The organism is Alloiococcus otitis ATCC 51267, from assembly GCF_000315445.1.
Lineage (GTDB): Bacteria > Bacillota > Bacilli > Lactobacillales > Carnobacteriaceae_A > Alloiococcus > Alloiococcus otitis.
On sequence record NZ_JH992957.1, the window covers coordinates 15,203 to 39,097 of the forward strand.

Annotated in this window: 17 protein-coding genes; all 17 read left to right on the forward strand. The window is 46.1% G+C overall.

Annotated elements, in window-relative coordinates; translation table 11 throughout:
• Nucleotides 1–92 precede the first annotated feature (92 nt).
• The gene (locus HMPREF9698_RS00150; RefSeq protein ID WP_003776062.1) at nucleotides 93–1,601 is read left to right on the forward strand and encodes a carbon starvation CstA family protein; all 1,509 of its coding nucleotides are present in this window, start codon (nucleotides 93–95) and stop codon (nucleotides 1,599–1,601) included.
• Nucleotides 1,602–2,058: 457 nt separating this feature from the next.
• Nucleotides 2,059–2,757, forward strand: a complete 699-nt coding sequence (locus tag HMPREF9698_RS09260; protein ID WP_420535007.1) for a DUF5633 domain-containing protein — start codon at nucleotides 2,059–2,061, stop codon at nucleotides 2,755–2,757.
• A 146-nt stretch (nucleotides 2,758–2,903) separates the two neighbouring features.
• Nucleotides 2,904–3,704, forward strand: a complete 801-nt coding sequence (locus HMPREF9698_RS00160; protein ID WP_003776063.1) for a TIGR00282 family metallophosphoesterase — start codon at nucleotides 2,904–2,906, stop codon at nucleotides 3,702–3,704.
• A 15-nt stretch (nucleotides 3,705–3,719) separates the two neighbouring features.
• Entirely contained in the window at nucleotides 3,720–6,317 is a 2,598-nt protein-coding gene (gene mutS, locus HMPREF9698_RS00165; protein WP_003776065.1) for a DNA mismatch repair protein MutS, read from the forward strand.
• Nucleotides 6,318–6,331: 14 nt separating this feature from the next.
• Nucleotides 6,332–8,305: a DNA mismatch repair endonuclease MutL gene (mutL, locus tag HMPREF9698_RS00170; protein WP_003776067.1), complete on the forward strand. Its 1,974-nt coding sequence runs from the start codon at nucleotides 6,332–6,334 to the stop codon at nucleotides 8,303–8,305.
• An 11-nt stretch (nucleotides 8,306–8,316) separates the two neighbouring features.
• Nucleotides 8,317–8,748, forward strand: coding sequence for a peptide-methionine (R)-S-oxide reductase MsrB (msrB, locus tag HMPREF9698_RS00175; protein WP_003776068.1), 432 nt, complete (start codon nucleotides 8,317–8,319; stop codon nucleotides 8,746–8,748).
• Nucleotides 8,749–8,784: 36 nt separating this feature from the next.
• Complete coding sequence (locus HMPREF9698_RS00180) at nucleotides 8,785–10,155, forward strand: hemolysin family protein (protein WP_003776071.1); 1,371 nt, start codon at nucleotides 8,785–8,787, stop codon at nucleotides 10,153–10,155.
• A gap of 148 nt (nucleotides 10,156–10,303) precedes the next feature.
• Nucleotides 10,304–10,909 (forward strand): Holliday junction branch migration protein RuvA, encoded by a 606-nt coding sequence (ruvA, locus tag HMPREF9698_RS00185; protein ID WP_003776073.1) that lies wholly within the window; start codon nucleotides 10,304–10,306, stop codon nucleotides 10,907–10,909.
• A 26-nt stretch (nucleotides 10,910–10,935) separates the two neighbouring features.
• Nucleotides 10,936–11,949 carry a Holliday junction branch migration DNA helicase RuvB gene (ruvB, locus tag HMPREF9698_RS00190; RefSeq protein ID WP_003776074.1) on the forward strand — a complete coding sequence of 338 codons (1,014 nt, stop codon included), beginning with the start codon at nucleotides 10,936–10,938 and terminating at the stop codon, nucleotides 11,947–11,949.
• A 100-nt stretch (nucleotides 11,950–12,049) separates the two neighbouring features.
• Nucleotides 12,050–12,400, forward strand: a complete 351-nt coding sequence (gene yajC, locus HMPREF9698_RS00195; RefSeq protein ID WP_003776076.1) for a preprotein translocase subunit YajC — start codon at nucleotides 12,050–12,052, stop codon at nucleotides 12,398–12,400.
• 94 nt (nucleotides 12,401–12,494) lie between these two features.
• Nucleotides 12,495–13,619, forward strand: a complete 1,125-nt coding sequence (gene dinB, locus HMPREF9698_RS00200) for a DNA polymerase IV (protein ID WP_003776078.1) — start codon at nucleotides 12,495–12,497, stop codon at nucleotides 13,617–13,619.
• Nucleotides 13,620–14,921, forward strand: a complete 1,302-nt coding sequence (locus tag HMPREF9698_RS00205) for a DRTGG domain-containing protein (protein WP_003776080.1) — start codon at nucleotides 13,620–13,622, stop codon at nucleotides 14,919–14,921.
• 11 nt (nucleotides 14,922–14,932) lie between these two features.
• A complete protein-coding gene (locus HMPREF9698_RS00210) occupies nucleotides 14,933–15,901 on the forward strand; it encodes a DHH family phosphoesterase (RefSeq protein ID WP_003776082.1) in 969 nt (322 codons plus the stop codon).
• 38 nt (nucleotides 15,902–15,939) lie between these two features.
• Entirely contained in the window at nucleotides 15,940–16,956 is a 1,017-nt protein-coding gene (locus HMPREF9698_RS00215; RefSeq protein WP_003776083.1) for a lipid II:glycine glycyltransferase FemX, read from the forward strand.
• A 228-nt stretch (nucleotides 16,957–17,184) separates the two neighbouring features.
• Nucleotides 17,185–19,335 (forward strand): PBP1A family penicillin-binding protein, encoded by a 2,151-nt coding sequence (locus HMPREF9698_RS00220; protein WP_003776085.1) that lies wholly within the window; start codon nucleotides 17,185–17,187, stop codon nucleotides 19,333–19,335.
• Between the two features lie 404 nt (nucleotides 19,336–19,739).
• A complete protein-coding gene (locus HMPREF9698_RS00225; protein ID WP_003776087.1) occupies nucleotides 19,740–21,596 on the forward strand; it encodes an oligopeptide ABC transporter substrate-binding protein in 1,857 nt (618 codons plus the stop codon).
• A gap of 375 nt (nucleotides 21,597–21,971) precedes the next feature.
• Entirely contained in the window at nucleotides 21,972–23,846 is a 1,875-nt protein-coding gene (locus tag HMPREF9698_RS00230) for an oligopeptide ABC transporter substrate-binding protein (RefSeq protein ID WP_003776089.1), read from the forward strand.
• Nucleotides 23,847–23,895 lie beyond the last annotated feature (49 nt).

Consider the following 23,895-nt stretch of genomic DNA (forward strand, 5'->3'; position numbering starts at 1 on the left):
ATCTTTTTTAATGACATTGGGGGCTAAAAGCGCCAATTCCTGGGAAATAGGTTTATAATGAAACTAAAGCAATAACTTTAGGAGGAAAGAACATGTTAACCTTTATTGGCGGTATCTTACTATTAGTCCTGGGCTATTTTACATATGGAAAGTTTGTGGATCGAAATTTCCAAATTGAACCGGGCAGGTCCACGCCAGCTGAGGTCTTGCGGGATAATATGGACTTTGTCCCTATGAAGAAGCAGACCAATGCCTTGATTGAACTCCTTAACATTGCAGGGACCGGCCCTATTTTTGGACCCATTATGGGGGCCTTGTATGGACCAATGGCCTATGTTTGGATTGTTTTGGGCTGTATCTTTGCTGGTGGTGTGCATGACTACATGATTGGGATGATTTCCCTCCGTAACAATGGGGCCCACCTACCAGAACTAGCTGAGAAGTATTTAGGTAGACCGGTTAAACATGTGGTCAACATCTTTGCTATGCTCTTGTTAATCTTGGTTTCCACAGTTTTTGTGGTCACACCAGCCGAACTGATTGCTGACTTGACCCCGGCAGGGATAACAGTTGGTTTGATTACCCTCCTGATTTTTGCTTATTACTTGGTATCGACCGTTATCCCAATTGACAAGGCTATGGGGAAAGTCTATCCCATATTCGGGGCAGTTTTAATTTTAACCACCCTGGCAATTGGTGGCATGCTAATCTACCACGGCTTTACCGGTACTTACACCTTGCCTAATTTAAGCTTGGCCAGCTTGACCAACAACCCTCACCCAGACGGGACACCAGTCTTTCCAATTATCTTCTTTACCATTTCTTGCGGGGCCTTGTCAGGCTTTCATGCTACTCAGGCGCCCATGGTCTCCCGGACCACAACCAATGAAAGAGAAGGCCGGTATACTTTTTATGGCATGATGATCGCTGAAGGTGTTATTGCCATGATTTGGGCTACTGCAGCTATGGCCTTGTTTGACGGTCAAAGTCTCGCAGATATGATTGCAGCCGGTACTCCTTCTGTAGTTGTCAATGAAGTTTCCTTCTTGTTGCTGGGCAATGTCTTTGGTACCTTGGCCATCTTGGGTGTCATTGTCCTTCCTATTTCTTCTGGCTTGTCAGGCTTTAGAAGTTTGCGAAATATCCTGGCAGATTATATCGGCATGAAACAAGACTCCTTGCGTAAAGTCTTGGCGGTTACGATCCCTCTCTTTGTTGTTTCTTTTATCTTGACCACGATAGACTTTGATATCTTGTGGCGTTACTTTAGTTGGGCTAACCAAGTCACAGCCGTTATTTCCCTCTTTGTTTCTACCCGTTATCTCTACCTCAAGGGACGCAACTATTTGATCACCTTCTTGCCAGGTGCCTTTATGCTCTATGCGACTGTAATTTACATCCTAGCTCAACCTATTGGCTTTAACCTTGGTTATGGTCTTTTGTCCTACCTCTTAGCCCTCGTCTTGTCTTTAGCCATCGTTTACCTATTCTGGTCAACCGGCTATAAACTCAAACAAGAATTAAATCCTGATAGTTTGCTGATTAATGACCAACTTCCAATCAAGGAAATCCAACGTAGAAAATTAGCACAAAGTTCTTAATCATAGCAAAATGACTTAAGCCCAAAGATAGATATCAACTGGCTTGGGCTTTTTTTGTTCGGTTATAACTAGTTTAAATCTGTCAATTTTTATATGTGCGTATATGAATGCGTTTCAATTTACAGAAATTCTTAACAATTTCGGCCATAAATGTTCATAATATTCGATTGACTTTACTAAGCTAGTAGCCTATTTTCTAAGTAAAACAACCGGCTTAGCACTAAGGAATGGTTATAGAGGACTTACAATTAAGCTATGAACAATTGTGGGTTTTCCATACCTTACTAAAGCGAAAGCAAATTTATATATAGTGGAGTGTTAATTATGGTTGGCAAAAATAAACTTGCAAAGGGTCTAGGACAAGAGGCTAAAGTGAAACACCGCTTTACACTGAAAAAGCTCAGCTTCGGAGAAGGATAAGGCTGAAGTCAGTATACAAGAAAGCAAAGATGAAGAGATCCAGGAGTCAGGGAGTAAAGAACTTGAAGAAAAGCTATATAGATTTGAATTCCAAAACAAGACTACTAAGGGTTCGACTACCGTTAAGGCAAAAAGTGATGAAGAAGCAGAAAAATTCTTCCGTAAATATGCAAACGATAGCGGCCTAGGCAATCTTTACTGGTCTTACAACGACAAGACCCTAACCTTTACTGCTAATGACCAAAAACCAGTCGAAGACAACGAAACTGGCTACACCACTAAAGAAGCAGCGGAAGCAGCAGCCAAAAAAGCTTTAGAAAAAGATACCGTCAACAAGTCCTACTCAGTTAAACAAGGGACAAATGGTCGTTGGTTCTACCTCCTCTCACCAAATCCAGTAGAAGAGCCAGGCAAGCCAGGCGAGCAAAAACCGGGTGAGCAAAAACCGGGCGAGCAAAAACCGGGTGAACAAAAACCAGGTGAGCAAAAACCGGGCGAGCAAAAACCGGGCGATAAAAACCCGGAAGTCAAAAAACCAGAAACCAAAAAACCGATCGACCAAAAACCAGAAACTAAAAAACCAGAGGTCAAAAAACCAGGTAAAACCGTTCAAGCGGTTAGCAAAAAACCGGGTCAACGACTACCAAACACCGCTACAGGCACATGGGCTTTAGGACTATTTGGTCTGACAAGCTTGGCTGGTGGCCTATTCGCTTACAAACATAAAAAAGATTAAGGTCTTTAAGCAAATATCCAAAAGATAAGATTAGCCATCTAGTGGCAAAAGTCTTCAAGAAATCTACCCAAGAGACTTGGGTAGGTTTTTTGTTTCGTGAGCCAAATCTTGGTAAAATGAAGGGTAAGAGAGTGAAGGTGTCAGTCATGAAAATTTTATTTATCGGTGATATCGTCGGACGTGTCGGACGTCAGGCGGTTAAGCACTACCTGCCCGCCCTAAAAAAGAAGCATAAGGTGAACTTGACCATCGCCAACGGAGAGAATGCGGCTGGTGGGAAAGGAATTACCCGGCCCATCTTTAAAGAACTGATGCAGGTAGGCATTGATGTGGTCACCATGGGCAACCATACCTGGGACAAGAGGGAAGTCTACCAGTTTATCGACCAAGAGGACAAGATCATCCGCCCCGCTAATTACCCTAATTCCGACCAGGTTCCGGGTAAGGGGATAACTTATGTCCAGGTCAACGACCAAGAATTGGCTATTATCAACCTTCATGGCCGGGCCTTAATGGGTGACTTGGAAGATCCCTTTCGTGTTGGCTTAGACTTAGTTGACCAAGCCAACAAACGGACACCCCATATTTTTGTTGATTTTCATGCTGAGACAACAAGTGAAAAAGAAGCCATGGGATGGTTTTTGGACGGCAAGGCATCAGCCCTAGTCGGCACCCACACCCATGTCCAGACCAATGACAACCGGATTTTGCCCAATGGAACTGCTTATGTGAGCGATGTGGGCATGACGGGCTTTGCTGATGGCATTTTAGGCATGGAACGACAAGCCATCCTCAATAAGTTTTTAACCCAATTGCCGGCCCGGATCAAAGCTCCAGAAGTAGGGGAGGCCCGTCTCAATGCCAGTTTAGTCAACATAGATAAGTTCGGTCGGGCAGGGTCGATTGAGATGATCCGGATTGATAAGGAAAATCCCTTTTATATTTAGAAAGGTGACTGATGAATGGCCAAAACAGAACACACCCCCATGATGAAACAATACCTATCGATTAAGGAGGACTATCCTGATTGTTTTTTATTCTATCGTTTGGGGGACTTTTACGAATTATTTTTTGAAGATGCCAACCGGGTGGCCCAAATCTTGGAATTAACCCTAACTAGCCGGAATAAGAACTCGGATGTCCAAGTCCCCATGTGTGGCGTTCCCTACCATTCAGCTCAAAGGTACATCAATAAGTTAATTGATCTGGGCTACAAGGTAGCTATTTGTGAACAGGTGGAGGACCCTAAGACGACTAAGGGCATGGTTAAACGGGAAGTTGTCCAGGTGGTCACACCTGGAACTGTAATGGAAGAAAGTGCCATGGGGGACAAGACTAATACTTATATCGGGGCCATTTTAGACCAAGATGGGCAATACTCCTTAGCCTATGCCGATTTATCGACTGGAGAAATTCAGGTCACTTGCTTAGACGATTACCAAGAAGTCATCACCGAAGTTGGCGCCTTGCAAATAAAAGAACTGGTTTTTTTGCAAGGGAAACTAGTGGGATTGCAGGAAGATTTAACCAAGCGTTTCGGTCTAGTCATCTCCCACCTGTCTGATTTTAACCAGGACCAAGAAAGCAAAGACCTCTACAAAGCCATCCAGCACCCCTTAAACAAAAGTTGTTTAAGTCTATTGCTGGACTATCTCAGACAGACCCAAAAAAGGAGTTTGGACCACCTTCAAGTAGCCCAAGAATATGAGACTTCCCACTACCTAATATACGGTCAAGAAGCAAGACGGAACTTGGAGTTGACCCAATCGCTCAAAGATGGCAGTAAGAAAGGGACCTTGCTTTGGCTTTTAGACGAAAGCCAGACTGCTATGGGGGGGCGGATGCTCAAGCATTGGCTAGATAAGCCCTTAATTAACCCCCAGCAAATTGCAAAACGCCAGGACATTGTTGCCAACTTGCTGGACCACTTTATTGAACGTAGTGACTTGGAAGACCGCTTAAGAGAAGTCTATGACTTGGAACGCTTAGCTGGTCGAGTGGCTTATGGAACGGTTAATGCCAAGGACCTGGTTCAATTAAAAGAATCCCTCCAGGTTATCCCCCAAGTGAAAGACCTCTTGACCCTGATGGAAGACCAAGATGTTTGGGCAGATTTATTAGACCGGCTAGACCCGGTTCCCCAAGTGGCTCAATTGATCCAAGAAGCAATTGTGGATGACCCACCCCTTTCTATCACGGAGGGTGATATGATTAAGTCTGGCTACAATGAGGAATTGGACCAATACTTGGACGCCATGGTAAATGGCAAGCAGTGGATTGCCAAACTTCAAGCCAAGGAAAGAGAAAAAACGGGCATTAAGAACTTGAAGGTGGGTTATAACAAGGTCTTTGGCTACTATATTGAAATTACCAAAGCCAACTTAGACCTCCTAGAAGACGACCGATACGACCGCAAGCAAACCCTGGCCAATGCAGAGCGTTTTGTGACCCAGGAACTCAAAGAAAAAGAAAAACTGATTCTTGAGGCTGAAGACAAGTCTAAGGCCTTGTCTTATGAGCTTTTTCTTGACATCAGGGAGAAAGTCAAGGCCCACATCAAGGCCATCCAAGACCTAGCCAAGGCTGTGGCTGAAATTGATGTCCTCCAAGCCTTTGCCAAGGTTAGTGAAAAATATAATTACGTGAGACCTAGTTACCATACTGAAAGTCAAAGTGTCTCGATTAAAGAAGGTCGTCACCCCGTTGTAGAGAAGGTCATGCAAGAGCAGCAATATGTGCCCAATGATGTTGATTTAAATGATGGCCAAGATATCTTATTGATTACTGGACCCAATATGTCTGGTAAGAGTACCTATATGCGTCAGTTGGCCCTTACCTTGATCATGGGTCAAATGGGCTGTTATGTCCCAGCTAAGTCAGCTGACCTCCCCATTTTCGACAAAGTATTTACCCGGATTGGGGCCATGGATGATCTCTTCGGGGGTCAAAGTACCTTTATGGTGGAAATGAACGAAACCAACCATGCCCTACAAAATGCTAGCAGTCACAGCTTGCTCTTGTTTGACGAGATTGGTCGGGGGACGGCTACCTATGACGGCATGGCCCTAGCTGAAGCCATCATTGAGTATGTACACGATGAAATTGGAGCCAAGACCCTCTTTTCTACCCACTATCATGAACTGACTGAACTAGAAGACCGCCTAGACCGTTTGACGAATGTTCATGTTGGGGCCGAAGAAGAAGAGGGGTCTCTGGTTTTCTTACACAAGGTCTTGTCTGGACCATCTGACAAGAGTTATGGGGTCCAGGTAGCTCAACTGGCAGGCCTGCCCCAGCCGGTAATTGACCGGGCTGGCCAGGTCCTAAACCAGCTAGAAGCAGGCAAAAGCAAGCAAGTGACTAGCCAACCAGCAGAGTCAGCTGAAGACCAGTCCAAGTCTGAGGCCCAGCAGTTAGACCTCTTTGCCCCAGAAGAAGAGCTTTCGATGACTAACAAGCATGCTGAGGTTATCAAGCAATTGCAAGAGGCCCAGATTATGAATATGACCCCTATCCAGGCCCTTAATTTTCTAAATGACCTGAACCAAAAGCTTCATTAGACTAGGAGGATTGTATGAGTCAAATTCAGATAATGCCAGCTAGTTTGGCAGACCAGATTGCGGCCGGTGAAGTGGTGGAACGGCCTGCTTCAGTTGTCAAAGAATTGGTGGAAAACGCTATCGATGCAGGTGCAGACCAAATCGATGTAGCTATTGAAGAGTCAGGCTTAAAATTAATCCGGGTGACGGATAATGGCAAAGGAATAGCCTATGACGAGGTCGACCAGGCCTTTCAGCGTCACGCCACCAGTAAACTCCTTAGTCCTGAATCCCTATTCCGGATCAAAACGCTAGGCTTTCGGGGAGAGGCCCTCCCGAGTATTGCTTCAGTGTCGGAAGTCCACATTGAATCAGCCCAGGAAGGCCACAAAGGTCGGGCCCTCCACCTTTCTGGAGGTGAGATTATCTCCTCTCAATCGGCTTCTGCTCGGTCTGGCACCATGATCCAAGTGGAAGACCTCTTTTTTAACACCCCAGCCCGGCTTAAACACTTGAAGTCCATGCAGACAGAATTAACTCATATCACTTCTACCCTCAACCGCTTTGCTTTGACTCACCCAGGCGTCTCCTTTAAGCTGATACATGACGGCATGACCCTGATGAATACAAGTGGTAGTGGCAAGCTCCAGCAAGCCATTGCTGGTATTTACGGGGTTCAGATAGCCAAGAAAATGCTCAAGGTTGAGGCGTCCAACTTTAACTTTGACCTGACAGGCTATGTGTCCTTACCGGAAGTATCCCGGTCCAACCGGTCTTACATGACCATTATCGTCAATGACCGCTATATCAAAAACTATGCCCTGGCCCGGGCCATCGTCCAAGGATATGGGTCCAAGCTAATGGTGGGCCGTTTTCCCCTAGCTGTCATTAAAATTGACATGGACCCCCAACTAGTGGACGTCAATGTCCACCCAACCAAGGACCAGGTGCGAATTAGTGACGAAAAAGACCTTGCTGACTTACTCACAGGGGCAATTCGAAAGACCCTAGACCAAACAGTCCGGATTCCAGATGGCTTGGAAAATATCAACCAAAACCAGGTCACAGCAAGGGATAGACAGGAAAATGTTGTCCAGGGTCGCTTGGACTTTAATCAAAGTGACTATCATGCCCCCCATCAGGAAAATCCAAAACCAAGCCCGACTTTTAGTCAGGCAAGTCATGAATCCAGTCAAGTTGGTCATTTGTCCGATTCCTTCCAACCCTACCAAAACCAAGTAAGAAAAGATTTAGCTTCTAGCCAGCAAGACCAGCCGACTGACTCTCTTGGGCCAGGTCATGGCAGGGGAGAGACTCAGACAATCTTGGGCCATGAAAGTGGGGACTTTGTCAAGCAAGCCCAAGACCAGTTACGGAAGGATGGCGCTGGAGAAGGGGAGGGTTTGACCCAGGACCAAGAAGGTTTTCCCGACCTGGACTATATTGGCCAGATGCACGGAACCTATCTCTTTGCCCAAAATGAAGTCGGCCTTTATATCATTGACCAACACGCGGCCCAGGAGCGGATTAAGTATGAGTACTACCGTGAAGAGATTGCTAGCTCGGGAACTGCCCAGCAAACCCTCCTGGAGCCAATTGTCTTAGACTACCCGACTGATGATTACCTGACCATCTGCCAGCACAAAGATGACCTGAGCCGGGCCGGAATTGACTTGGAAGACTTTGGTCAGCGAACTTTTATTGTAAAAAGTCATCCTTCTTGGTTTATTAATGGCCAAGAAGAAGCTACAATAAAAGAAATGATAGACTTTGTCTTAACCCACCAGCACATTTCGACTAAGGAATTTCGGGAAGCAACGGCTATCATGATGAGTTGCAAGCGGTCCATCAAGGCTAACCACTACTTGAGCGACTTAGAAGCCCGGGCCTTGATCCAGGATTTAAAATCTTGCCAAAATCCCTATAATTGCCCACATGGCAGACCAGTCATGGTAAAATTGACTAACCGGGATATGGAGAAAATGTTTAAACGGATACAAGATAGATAGGATGATATTTTATGGATAAAAAAGACTTAAAAGACCGTTTAACTAAAGAACAATACGAAGTAACCCAAAATGAAGCAACTGAACGTGCTTATACTGGGGAATACGACGACTTTTATGAAGAAGGCATCTATGTCGATGTGGTCAGTGGCGAACCCCTCTTTTCTTCCAAAGACAAGTATGATGCTGGTTGCGGCTGGCCATCCTTTACCCAACCGATCGAAAAACGTATTTTACAAGAAAAAAGAGACCGGAAATTTGGCATGGAAAGAACAGAAGTTAGAAGTAAAGAAGCCGACTCCCACTTGGGTCACGTTTTCACTGATGGTCCTCGCGACAAGGGTGGTTTACGCTACTGTATTAACTCAGCAGCCCTCCGCTTTGTTCCCAAAGATGAATTAGCTGAACAGGGCTATGAAGAGTATGTTGACCATTTTGAAAACTAAGCATTATAGCTAACTTGTTGAAAAGGAATGGAGCGAATGCCCGTGGAAGTTTCCGGGAGGTCCCTTGCCATACACCTCATCGTCTTATTGGTTTTACTCGCCATTAATGCCTTTGTTTCGGCTGGTGAGATAGCTTATATTTCCTTGAGCCAGCAAAACATGAACGATTTGGCCTTGGAAGACAATAAGAGGGCGAAAAAGCTTTTAAAATTAATCAGTGAATCAGACCAGCTCATTAGCTCGCTTCAGTCAGCTATCACTCTGACTGAAGTCTTAGCTAGTGTTTATTTTTCTGTTTTTGTCTATGACTTGATCCAGCCCTTAGACTTTTTACCGGGTCCACTTGATTGGCTCTTGCCCTTTGCCTTGGTTGTCTTTTTGCTGACCCTTATATTTATCGTCCTTGGCGAAAAAATTCCTAAACGCCTAGCAGCCCAAGATCCTGACCAGGCTGCCTTGCGTTTGGTGCATGGGGTTGCCTTTATCGATAGCTTGATGACCCCCTTTGTGTGGTTGGTTAGTGTCTCTACCAAGGGCTTGCAGAAGGTATTGCCCTATGACTTTGACTACAATACCGAACGTTTTACCCGGGATGAGATGCAGTCCATTTTGGTTGAAAGCCACAATGAGGGGTCCATTGACATGGAAGAATTTACTATGCTAGAGGGCGTTTTATCGCTGAATGATAAAATTGCCCGGGCTGTCATGGTGCCAAGAACTGATATCCAGATGGTTAATATTGACGACGATCCCAAGGAGAATATCGATGAAATTTTAGAAAGTCCCTTTTCCCGGATTCCCATCTACCAAGGTGACCGGGACAATGTCGTTGGCATCTTGCACACCAAGTCCCTCCTAAAATCTATCCGGGTTAAGGATGAAAGAGAGATTGACCTCTTAGCCTTGTCCTATGACCCCTTGTTTGTTCCAGCAACCATGTATATCGATGACTTGCTGATCGACTTTAAACGACAACAGCAGCACATGGCCATCTTAATGGATGAATACGGCGGGGTTGAGGGCATTGTGACCATGGAAGACCTTCTGGAAGAAATTGTCGGCGAAATTGATGACGAAAACGATGTCCAACACTTAACCGACATTCGTCAAGTAGACAAAAACAATGCCTTTATCAATGCTGGGATCGATATTGAAGAATTTAATGACTACTACAAGGTCAATATCCCCCATGAGGATATCGAAACCTTGGCTGGTGCCATCACCAGGGAAATTGGTTTTGTCCCATCTAGTACGGACCGGTTTAAGTTAAGGGTGGGCAACTATGTTATCCAGACCTTGAGAGCTGAATCGGGCCGGATCTATACGGTCAAGGTGACAGCTGACCCAGCCCGGTCAATCATTACCGATTATGTGATTGCCGAAAGTGGGGACAGTCAAGAGGTCTAGAGAAGAAAGCTGTAATGGCGGATTTACTTCTGCTATTACAGTTTTTATTATGAGCAGACTTAAAAGGGGTGGTTTGAACCAAGTAGACCTAAAAGGCTAGGTTTATCTGTGGTATAATAAAATGACTATTGGAAAAAGTGGTGAAAGTATGTATGAATACATGGTAGGGACAGTCGTTGATGTCCAACCCAGCTACTTGGTTTTACAAGTGGGGGGAGTGGGCTACCACCTTTTAATGGCTAACCCCTTCCGCCTGAACGACCGGCTGGGCCAAGAAGTGAAGATTTACCTTTACCTGAATGTTAGTCAAGACCAGCTTAGCCTCTTTGGTTTTCCCCGCCAGGATGAAAAAAGCTTGTTTCTAAAATTAATCAATGTCTCAGGTATTGGGCCCAAAAGTGCTTTGGCTATCCTGGCCAATGAAGACCATGCTGGCTTAATCCAGGCGATTGAAAATGAAGACCGACAGTTTTTGCAACGCTTTCCCGGGGTAGGAAAAAAAACAGCCTCTCAGATTGTTCTGGACCTCAAAGGGAACTTGCAAGACTTGACTTCCGCTTCTTTCCCCCAGTCGTCAGCCGAGGCCAAAGAAGCTGCGACCAATCCAGCCTTAGAAGAAGCCCTCTTGGCCCTAGAAGCACTGGGTTACAGCAAAAGAGAAGTAAAAAAAGTCAAAAAGGCCTTAGAGGACCAAGATGACCAGACCAGTGATGCCTATATCCGGCAAGGACTTGACATGCTCTTGCACCAGTAAGTGAACCAGTGAGGAGGTAAGCAGTTATGGAAGAAGAGAACCGGCTTGTTTCCAGCCAACTAGACCAAGCGGAAGAAACATTCGAAAAATCCCTAAGACCCCGTTTCTTATCCCAATATATTGGCCAGGATAATGTCAAAAAAGAATTATCAGTCTATATTCAAGCGGCAAAAGATCGACAAGAGGCCTTAGACCATGTCCTACTCTACGGCCCACCTGGCTTGGGTAAGACCACCCTAGCCATGGTGATTGCCAACGAAATGGAAACCAGCATCCGGACCACATCTGGCCCAGCCATTGACAAGCCTGGAGACCTGGTTGCTCTCTTAAATGACCTGGACCCAGGGGGGATTTTATTTATCGATGAAATCCACCGCCTGCCCCGGGTGATTGAAGAGATGCTCTATTCAGCCATGGAAGACTTTTACATTGATATCATTATCGGGGAAGGGGAGTCAGCCCACCCGGTTCACTTCCCCCTCCCGCCTTTTACCTTGATTGGGGCTACCACCCGGGCTGGTTCCTTGTCAGCTCCTTTGAGAGACCGGTTTGGGATCTTAGCCCATATGGAATATTACAGTCAGGAAGACTTAGACCAGGTTGTGCGACGGTCAGCCCAGGTCATTGCCACTGAAGTCCATCCGAAAGGCAGTTTAGAAATTGCCGGACGGTCCCGGGGCACCCCCCGGATTGCCAACCGCCTCCTAAAACGGGTCAGGGACTTTGCCCAGGTCCAAGGCGATGGGACCATCACCCAAGACCTTGCCCGCCAGTCTTTGGACCTCTTGGGAGTTGATGACATGGGTTTGGACCAGCTAGACCAAAAATTACTCAAGATGATCATCACCCTCTACCAGGGTGGCCCCATTGGCTTAAACACTTTAGCAGCTAACATTGGAGAAGAGATGGAGACCATTGAAGATATGGTAGAACCCTTCCTTTTGAAGACTGGCCTACTCAACCGGACGGCCCGGGGTCGGGTGGCAACCCAAAAGGCCTATGACCACTTTCAACTTCCCAGTCCTGACCAAGAGAAGTAATCTTGTTTCAAGTCCAGCCAGCCAAGCCCGATAAAAACTAGATTTATCTTCGCTTTTTTGTTAGGATTATAATAAGAAAATTTGTGGAGGAATGCAGGTAATGGAATTTATTATAAGTATTTTACCTTTAATACTTTTTATGGTATTAATTTACTTCTTAACTATCCGGCCCCAGAAAAAACGCCAAGAAGAACACAAGGCCATGATTGACCGGATGCAAAAGGGTGACACAGTTGTGACTATTGGTGGCTTGCACGGGGTAGTGGACGAACAAAATGATTCTGAGCGAACGGTCGTCTTAGACTGTGAAGGCATCTACCTCACCTTTGAGAAAAGAGCCATTGCCCAAGTCTTATCGAAAGCAGATAGCCCAAGAAGCGGCGCCCAAGCTGAAGACTTAGGGACCAACCAACCCAGTCAAACAGAGGAATCAGAAGAAGCTACAGAATAAACTAAAAAAGACAGGCAACTGTCTTTTTTATTATGTGTTTAATCTGGGAATCTGTTGTATAATAAAGGTACAGTTTTCAAAGAGGTGTAGTAGTATGAAGTATGGCATCCTAACCTTTGAAGAACCGAAACGGGATACCTCTCGGAAAATCATCCATATTGACATGGATGCCTTTTATGCATCAGTTGAAATTAGGGAACAGCCAGACCTGAAGGATAAGCCGGTTGTCATTGCCCGCCACCCACAGGAAACAGAGGGGAGGGGGGTAGTGACCACAGCCAATTATATTGCCCGCCAGTACGGTATCCACTCTGCTATGTCCTCGGCTAAGGCCTATCAATTGTGCCCCCAAGCGACTTTTGTCCCGCCTCACTTTGACCTCTATCGGACAATGTCGGACCAGATCCACCAAATCTTCCACCAGTACACCGACCTCGTCCAGGCCATTTCCCTGGATGAAGCCTTCCTAGATGTGACGAAAAATAAGCATGGCATGAAGTCTGCTACCCGGATTGCGCAAAAGATTCAAGCAGAGATCGTCCAGGCCACTCAGCTGACCGCATCAGCCGGTGTTTCCTATAATAAATTCATTGCCAAAATTGCTTCCGACTACCGCAAGCCTGGTGGCCTCACCGTGGTAGACCCGGATGCCGCCCATGACTTCTTGATGGCCCTACCCATTGACAAGTTTTTTGGCGTAGGCGAGAAGACCGTACAAAAGATGCATGATTTGGGTATCTATTCTGGCTCGGACCTCTACCAAATATCGGATTATGACCTGGCCCAGATTTTTGGTAAAATGGGTCATTCCCTCTACCGAAAAGTCAGGGGGATTGACGACAGCCCGGTCAACCCAATCCGGGATCGGAAATCAGTGGGCAAGGAGCGGACCTACCAGACTGAGATTTACGATGAAGACCAGGTTATCCAGTCTCTCCGGTCCCTGTCGCAAAAAGTGTCACAGGCCCTAGCCAACCACCACCTCCATGGCAAGACCCTGGTGATCAAGGTGCGGTACGAGGACTTTACCACCCACACCAAACGTAAGACCAGCCTGCAATACCTTCAATCAGCAGATGACCTCTTCAACCTGGCTTATGACTTGTGGACTGAATTTGGCCAGGTCGACCGAGGTGTCCGCCTCCTCGGAGTCACCGTTACCAATATTCAGTCCAGTTTATACGAAAATATCCCCTTACAACTTTGGGAGGAAGACTAGATGGTAACCAAGCATGAGAAGATTATTAACTATATCAAGACGATCCCGGTAGGCAATAAATTATCTGTACGGAACATTGCCAAAGAAATGAGTGTTTCGGACGGGACAGCCTACCGGGCCATCAAAGATGCCGAAGAAAAGGGCTTGGTTCAAGCCATTGAACGAGTTGGCACCATCCGGACCAAGCAGACGGGTCGGGACCAGGTGAAAAAATTAACTTACCAGGAAGTCGTTAATGTGATTGACGGCGAAGTGTTGGGTGGTCAGGAAGGCCTCAATAAATCCTTGAACCGGTTTTTTATTGGAGCGATGGAAAAAGAAGCCATGCTCCGCTATATCTCTAAAGACTCTTTGATGATCGTCGGGAACCGCCAAGAAGTCCAGGAACTTTCCCTTAAAAATGGGGCCGCTATTCTGATTACTGGGGGCTTTATTCCCGAAAAAGCGGTGATTGATTTGGCCAACCAATTGGCCTTGCCTGTATTATCGACTTCTTATGACACTTTTACGGTTGCTTCCATGATTAATCGGTCTCTCAGTGACCAAGTTATCCGGAAAGAAATCTTATTGATCAAGAATGTCTACACCCAACTGGAGGACACCGATTACTTAAAGTCAGGGTCAACGGTTTACGATTATAAGTTTGTAGCCCAACAACATGACCACTCCCGCCTACCTGTGGTCAACGACCATAACCGCTTGGTAGGGATTGTCACGGCCCGGGATGTGATTGGCAAGGATGATAGTATGGCTATTAATAGCTTGATGACCAAAAACCCCAAGCTGGCCAAGGAGTACGACAGCGTTGCAAGCGTGGCCCATGCCATGATTTGGGAGGGATTTGACCTACTTCCGGTAGTAGCTGATGACTTAACCTTGATTGGGATTATCTCCCGCCAGGATATTATGAAAGTCATGCAAAGCCAGGCCCACCAGCCCCATTTAAAAGACACCATTTCCGACCAGGTCAAAGACTTGATCTCCGATGTGGGCAACAATGAGTTTGTGGTCAGTGTGAGTCCACAGATGACGGATAATTTGGGATCCATCTCTTTTGGAGTTTTAACGGAGATCCTTTCCCATGTTTCTTCCATGGTGGTCTACAAGGAAACAAACCATAATATCACCTTAGACCAAATCCAACTCCACTACTTTAAGTATATCCCCTTAGAAGCTGAAATATTAATTAAGGTGGATATTTTTGACAAGTCTCGTAAGAACGCCCGTGCTGAAATCAATGTTTTTTCGGAAGAAGGCCTAGTCGCCAAGGCTATCTTGACCGGGCGCTTGATAATGAATTAAAGGAGCATACCATGACTCAAGATGAGCAAAATCAACTTCAAGCTATATTGAAAAGTATCAAAAAAGCCGATAAGATAATTATCCACCGCCACGTCCGGCCTGACCCGGATGCCATCGGGTCCCAGGTTGGCCTAGCTGAAATTATCCGGGCAAATTTCCCCGATAAGACTGTTTTGACAGCCGGGTCTGGGAGCGACCACTTGAAATTTTTAGCAGACTTTTCTGGAGTCCAGGCTAATGAATACGATGACGCCCTAGTGATTGTCACTGATACAGCCAATATTGACCGGATCGATGGCAGGGAAAATATTGATTTTGACCAAAACCAAGTCATCAAAATTGACCACCACCCTTTGGATGACCCTTATGGTAACTTGGCTTGGGTCAAGCCTTCTGCTTCGTCTTGTTCAGAAATGATTGCAGACTTTTACTTTGCCTTTGAGGATAGCTTGACCCTGCCTGACAATGCTGCCAGACTTTTATATGGAGGGATTGTAGGGGATACCGGTCGCTTTGAATTCCCAGCCACTACTCCCCACACTATGCAGGTGGCAGGTCGTTTAATGGAATCTAACTTTGACCATACTGACCTCCTCAACCAACTCTACGAAGTCAGCCCCCAAGTGGCTAGTCTAAACGGCTATGTCTTAGACCAGGTCAAGGTGGAAGATGGTGTGGGAGCAGTAGTGATCGACCAAGCCAAACTACAGGAATTAGGTTTAAGGGATGCAGACACTAATGCCATTGTCAATGTTCCTCGTCCCATTGCGGGAGTCTTGTGTTGGGGCATATTTGTCGAGCAAACAGACGGGTCCTACCGTTGCCGTTTACGGTCAAAAGGACCAGCTATTAACCAAATTGCTAAAGACCATGGTGGAGGGGGGCACCCCATGGCTAGTGGGGCCTATGCCTACAGTCATGAAGAAATTCAAGCTATTATTGATCAATTTAAACAAGCTGTTAAAGACTTTCAGTCCTAAGCTAAACAAAATTATTTACGTGTATGGAGGAATTAATAGTGCCATTATTAGACTTAAATGACCATGACCGCGTTCAGGAATATGAGGACTTTGTCCAAAACCACCCCCAGGGCCACCTGATGCAGTCTACCAAATGGATCCAGGTTAAGGAAGGCTGGGACGGTGACTATGTTTACCTTACCGATGACCAAGACCGGATCAAGGCATGCTTGTCCATTCTATCAGTCAAAAATGACGGAGAACATGCCTTCTTATATGCGCCAAGAGGGCCGGTTTGTGACTTTCATGATACAGACTTGGTGACCGACTTAATTAAGGAAGCCCAAGTCGTAGCGGACAAGCACAAGGCCTTTTTGTTGCGGATGGACCCGGAAACCCTTCATGATCCTGACCTGGTCGAAAAATACCGCGATTTAGGCTATACTTTCCGGTCAGCTGAGCAAGAAGATGAACACGTCTTCTCCAACCCCCGCTTCCACATGATGACGGACTTAAGGGGTCATGATGAAGAAAGCTTGCTGATGGCCTTCACCAGCAATAACCGGCGCAAGATCCGCAAAACTTACAAAAATAACCTCCAGACCCACTATCTGACCGTGGATGATGAGGGTTATGACCAGGCCTTGGATGACTTTTATGAATTGACCCAAATAATGGCAGAACGGCAAGGGATTACTCACCGGCCCAAAGACTACTTTGACCGGTTAATGCACAGCTTTGAGGATGCTAAATTGTTCCAGACCTACCACGAAGATGACCTCCTAGCTACTTGTATCTTGGTGAGCTATAATAAAAAATCCTTCTACATGTATGCAGCTTCTTCCAACAAAAAACGAAATTTAAATGGGTCTTTGCAAGAAAATTACGAAGCCATGAAGTATGCCTTGGCCCGAGGAAGCGAAGAATATGATATGGGTGGGGTCTTTGGCTTTGACAAGTCGGACGGCCTCTACCGGTTTAAAAAAATCTTTACCGGTCATGAAGGGCTGAAAGAATTTATGGGTGAATTGGATGTGGTCTATGACCAAGACCTATACGACGATTTTATTTCTTAATCCTGCCTCGCTAAAGTTGGAAGGGACCTTCCTGGCTCAAGTTGCCAGGGAGGTTTTCCTATCTTAAGAGTGTCTGGTCATTTTAAAATTTCTTTAAATAGCACTCATTATGGCCCGCTGGATAGGTGAAAATGATATCATACTAGGGACCTATGTCGGATGGTTCGATTCAGTGTATGATAGTTAAGATTAGATCAGTTACTTAGACCACGTTAAAGAGGTGTCTTCATGGAAAATAATAGTTTTCTGGAGCAGGCCAAGCGCCAAGTTAAAGCTTTTTGGAATTGGTTGGCCCCCTACCTTGTCCGTTTTTGGCAGAATTTTAGAAGGTGGTGGCGGAAATTTCACCTAACCAAGGTCTCCCTCCTGACTGTTTTAACCATTGCCTTGGGCTTTGGGATTTACTTAAATTACTTATCCCGAACTGCCAATGTGGAGACCTTGGAGGCTGGTTTAGAAGAAAAAACACAAATTATAGATGTCAGTGGCCAAGAGGCCGGCAGCCTCAACTCTCAGCAGGGAAGCCAGGTTGAAATAGAAGAAATTTCAGATAATTTAGTCCAGGCCGTTATTGCAACGGAGGACAAGCGCTTTTACCGGCACCGGGGTTTTGACTTGATCGGAATCGGCCGGGCTAGTTTGGGCTACTTAACGACAGGTCGTGTCGTTGGGGGTGGGTCTACCATCACTCAGCAGCTGGCTAAAAATGCCTACCTGTCCGCAGACCAGACCATCATTCGGAAGTTGCGGGAGTTATTTTTAGCTATCGAAATCGAGAAGAATTATAGTAAAGACCAGATTTTAACCATGTACTTAAACAATGTCTACCTAGGCCATGGTGTCTGGGGAGTTGAAGATGGGTCGCATAAATATTTCGGCAAACCGGCCAGTGACTTGACTGTAGCAGAAGCTGCTACCTTGGTCGGCATGCTCAAGGGGCCTTCAGCCTACAATCCTATTGACAATTATGACCGGGCTATCGACCGGCGCAATACCGTCTTACAACTCATGGTTAACAATGATTACTTGACAGAAGACCAGTATGATGAGATTAGCCAGTATGGGTTAAACTTAGTAGACAACTATGATCCCATTGACGACTACCGCTATCCCTATTATTTTGATGCCGTGATTAGTGAAGCCATCTACAAATACGGGATGGATGAAGAAGAGTTAATGAACCGGGGTTACACGATTTACACTAGCCTGAACCAGGCCACCCAACAAGAATTGGATGCAAGCTACCGTAATGATAGTCTCTTTGCCAGTGCTCAAGATGGGACTCCTGCCCAGGCTGCTTCAGTGGCCTTAGACCCCCAAACGGGTGGAGTCATGGCTGTTGTAGGTGGTCGAGGGGACTACACCTTGCGTGGCTTTAACCGGGCCACCCAGATGAGACGGCAGCCAGGATCGGTCATTAAACCATTAGGTGTTTATGCCCCAGCTCTTGAAAATGGCTACCATCCTGATTCCCTCTTACAAGATGAATTAACCTCTTATGGGGAAACAGACTACACCCCAACCAACCTGTCCGGTACCTACCAAGGCCAGGTACCTCTCCACTATGCCCTTTCTCAGAGTTTAAATGCCCCTACCGTTTGGCTTTTAAATGAGATAGGAATTGACAAGGGTATGGCCAAGCTTAAAGAGTTTGGTTGGCAGGTGGATGACCAAGACAGACACCTAGGCAGTATTGCCTTAGGTGGGATGAGCCACGGGATATCTCCGCTTAATCTAGCCAGTGCCTACTCCACCTTTGCTAATGATGGGGTTCGGATTGAACCCCACTTTATCACCCAAATTGTGGATGCAACAGGCAATGTCCTAGTTGACAACAGCCAGTCCAAGCCTCACCGGGTCTTGAACCAGCAGGTTAACGATGAGATGAACCAGCTCTTGCTGGATGTCTTTGATACGGGGACGGCCGCAGTCAATGAACCGGACGGCTACCAGGTGGCTGGTAAGACAGGGACAACCCAGAGGGAAAATGGGCCCGGGGCAACCGACCAATGGATTGTGGGCTACACACCAGACCTGGTTTTAGCCTCCTGGATGGGCTTTGATGAAAGCTCTGAGACCCACTACCTGTCTAATTATGCTAACCAAGGGGTGGGTGTAGCCTTTAAATATCAAATGGAACACATCCTGCCTTATACCAATCAAACCGACTTTAATGTTGACAAGATCAACGAAGAAGATCAAGAGGACGATGGTGGTAGCTTCTTAGACTTCCTCCAGTCGCCTGAGCTCAAGGAGAAGGTCGATTCGGCTATCGAATCCACCAAGGAAGGTTTGGCGGAAGGTTATGACCAGTTCAAACGTGGTGCCAAGGAAGTTGGCAAGGACCTTGTCGAGTGGCTACGGGAATTTGGTCAATAAAAAACGAGTCGATAGTATTGGACCCTCTAACCTTAGCAAGACTATTGTAAAGGTAAAACAAGAACTCATTCATTACAGCCAGCTGTTGGTAAAAACAGCTGGTTTTTTGTTTGAGTCGATTTTGACTTGCCAATGACTGACCAGGGGCAATATTTATTTCCAAGCAGATTTTTTCATTTACATAAACTTTAAACTTGATAAAGTAACTGCTTCTATTTACAATAATACTAACAAATAATAAGTAAATACCTCACTTTTGCCAGATGATTAGTAAAGAGAGGCCTAAAAAGCCACTACTTGGTCCATTCCAAAGATAGTGGGGTCCTGTATTGATTGAGTTTGTAAATGACCCTATTTTATACAAGGTCAAATAGGACAGATTGAAAAACATAGGAGGAAAAATCATGTCTCTTAAAAAGAAATATGCCATCTTAGCTAGTTCTGCTGCCCTAAGTCTCACCCTAGCGGCTTGTGGCGGCGAAGGCGAGCCGGTTGATCCAGGCCAGGAAGGAGAAAGCAGCCAAGAGACAACAGAAGACCAGGCCACACAAGAACGGTCGCCTGAAGATTTTGATGAGACGGTTCAAAATGAAGGAGAAGCCATCGATGGTGGGATTGCCCAAGTTGGTGTCTTGTCTGACACGGCTTGGACCGGGATTTTTGACTGGCAACACTATGAAAATGAAGCTGATGCTTCTCTGATGAACTATACCCTAGGTGACCTTTTGGCCATGAACGAGAACTATGAACTGGTGGGTGGCAAGGAAAACGGGGCTGCGGCTGATATCGAATTCGATGAGGATAACGACACCGTCACTATCACAGTCCATGATGACGTTTACTGGCATGACGGGGAACAGGTAACTGCTGACGACATTGTCTTTGCCCATGAAATTGTGGGAAACCCAGACTACACTGGAATCCGATATGGGGATAACTTTACCAATGTTCAAGGAATGGAAGAATATAAAGCAGGAGAAGCTGATTCCATTTCTGGTTTAGAATTGTCTGATGATGAAATGACCGTCACCATCCACTACCAACAAGTTGTCCCATCCATGAAACAAGCGGGCCGGGGCGTTTGGGCATATGCTGCACCACGGCACTACTTAGAAGACATCCCAGCTGACGAATTAGTGTCCCACCCCAATGTCCGTGAAAACCCCATTGGCTTTGGTCCCTTTAAGGTCGATAATGTTGTTCCGGGAGAGTCTGTTGAATACTCTGCTTACGAAGACTACCACTTAGGTGAACCCAAGCTAGATGGGATTACCCTGGAACGTTTGCAACCGGCTGGAGCCATTGAAGCCTTGCGGGCAGGTGAATTTGACTGGGTAGACTCTGTACCGACAGACCAGTTTGATATTATCGAAGAGGGTCTTCCAGGCTACACCATCCTAGGCTATCCTGACCGTGGCTATGACTTCCTCGGCTTTAAACTCGGTGAGTGGGATGCAGACGAAGGCAAGGTTAAAATGAATCCGGATGCCAAAATGGCTGACAAAAACCTCCGCCAAGCCATGGCTTATGCCCTTGACTTGGACCAGGTGGCTATTACCTTCTCCAACGGTTTAAGTCAACGAGCCACTTCCCATATTCCTTCTAACTTTGCAAGTTTCTATAGAGATGACTTGGAAGGCTACCCTTATGATCCAGACAAGGCCAACCAACTCTTGGATGAAGCTGGTTATGAAGATGTAGATGGCGACGGCTTCCGGGAAGATCCAGACGGCCAGCCTCTTGAAATTACCTATGCTGCTATGACCGGGGGTGACACTGCTGAACCAATTTCCCAATACTACCTCCAAGCTTGGGCGGAAGTGGGCTTAAATGTTTCCTTGCTTGAAGGCCGACTCCACGAATCTAACTCCCACTATGACCGAATCCAAGGGGACGACCCTGAAATTGATGTCTTTGAAGCAGGTTTTGGTGCCCTATCTGACCCAACCCCATCTGTCATCTACGGGCCAAACGAACCCATTAACTTCACTCGCTATGAAACGGATGAAAACAATGAATACCTCCAAGCCTTTGAGGCAGATGAAGCCTTTGATGACGACTACCGCCAGCAACTTTTCCATGACTGGCAAGAATTCTTTATGGATGAAATTCCGACCCTACCGACCTTCTGGTTTACACAGCTAGAGATCGTTAACGACCGGGTCTCTGCCTACGCCCACAGTTCTGTTCCACAAGTTGACCAAGACACCTATGGACTCCATGAAATTGAACTCCTAGCTGAAGAGCCCTTGACTGAATAATTGACTCAATTGATCGCGATTATAACTGCCCTGTCAGGCCCATATTTGGGCCTGACAGTTTTTTTGTAAAAAAATGAAGTGAACGAAAAGCTGATAACCACAGTATTTATTAAATAAAATTAAAAAAGATCTGATTTAAGCCTTGATTTTCCTCATTCCTTCACTTACAATATTTATTAAAGTTAAAGGAATACAATAGTTACTCATTAAATACTTAGTCCTATTTGTGCTAAAAGGGGATGGTGGTCATATTTGAAAAGGGGTTAACTATTTGCTATTCCAACCCTAAGTCTTAGACTGGGGACCAACATCATAGTCGGCTAATTCTGGTCTAACCAGGGAGGGCCGCTAGTAAAAAGAAACAGGGGGAAGAATATGCATTTGAAGAGAAAATACGCGCTACTCGCCAGCTCAACCCTAGTGGCCTTGACCCTAGCAGCTTGTGGCGGCGAAAGTGGCCAGGAAGAAGGCGGAGCACCTGCTGATTCAGGTGAACAAACGGAAGAGACTAACGAAGAAAGCAATGGTGAAGAGTCCAGTGCTGTTTCCGTTGATGACTTTGAGTCTACGGTCGAAAACGAAGGCGAGCCCATTGATGGTGGGGTGGCTCAAGTTGGGATTGTAGCTGACTCTGCTTGGACTGGTATCTTTGACTGGCAACTATACGAAGTGAGTACGGACTCAACCTTGAATGGCTTCACCTTGGGCGAATTATTGACCCAAGATGAGAACTTTGAACTAGTTGGGGGCGAAGAATGGGGTACAGCTGCCGATATTGAATTTGACGAAGAAAATTCAAGTGTCACCATTACTGTTCGCGATGATGTGTACTGGCATGATGGCGAGCAGGTGACAGCTGATGATGTGGTCTTTGCCCACGAAATTCTAGGGGACCCTAACTACACCGGTATCCGTTACGGTGAAGACATCGCTAATGTTGAAGGGATGGAAGAGTTTAAAAATGGTGAAGCTGACTCCATTTCAGGTCTAGAGTTGTCAGACGATGAAATGTCTGTGACTATCCATTACAAGGAATTTGACCCTACCATGACCCAAGCAGGTGGGGGAGTTTGGTCTTATGCTGCTCCTCGCCACCACTTAGGCGATATCCCAGCTGAAGAACTGGAATCTCACCCGAATGTCCGAGAAAATCCAGTTGGCTTTGGACCTTTCAAGGTCGATAATGTTGTTCCGGGTGAATCGGTAGAATTTTCTGCCTTTGAAGACTATTATTTAGGGGCTCCAAAGCTAGACGGCATTACTGTGGAACGTGTTCCATCATCCGGTGCTATTGAAGCCCTTCGTGCGGGTGAATTTGACTGGGTTGACACAGTTCCTACTGATCAATACGATACCTTCCAAGACGGTATCCCGGGTTACACTACCCTCGGCTACACCGGTCAAAGTTATGACTTTATCGGCTTTAAATTAGGTGAGTGGGATCAAGAAGCCGGTAAGGTTCAAGTCGATCCAGATGCTAAAATGGCTGATAAAAACTTACGCCAGGCTATGGCTTACGCCTTGGACATTGACCAGGTTAGCGAATCCTTCTATTCTGGTCTCCGCCAGCGGGCAACCACCCACATTATTCCCAACTTTACTGACTTCCACCGAGATGACTTGGAAGGTTACCCTTATGACCCTGACCGGGCTAACCAATTGCTAGACGAAGCTGGCTACGAAGATGTAGACGGAGACGGCTACCGGGAAGATCCTGACGGTGAACCGCTAGAAATCACCTATGCTTCCCGAGCAGGTTCTGAGGTCGCAGAAACGGTTGCCCAATACTATCTCCAGGCCTGGGAAGAAGTTGGCCTTAATGTTTCCTTACTAGATGGCCGACTCCACGAGAATAATGCCCACATCGACCGGGTTCAAGCAGATGACCCAGATATTGACGTATTTGAATTAGGCTTTGGGGTAGGGTCTGACCCAACACCAATTGGCTTGTACGGTCCAAATGAACCATTTAACTTGGCCCGCTATGAGTCTGAGGAAAACAATGAGTACTTGCAAGATTTTGTCTCCGAAGAAGCCTTTGATGACGAATACCGCCAGCAAGTCTTCTACGACTGGCAGGAATTCTTCATAGACGAGATCCCGACCCTCCCTACCTTCTGGCGTACAGAACTTCAATTGGTTAATGACCGGGTATCTGTCTATGCCCACGACGCAATTCCTGGCCAAGACCCGGATGTTTATGGTCTTCACCAAATTGAACTCTTGGCAGAAGAACCCATAACTGAATAAAATCCGTTTGAATGAAGCAGACGGATAGATACCCCCTTACAAGTTGCGA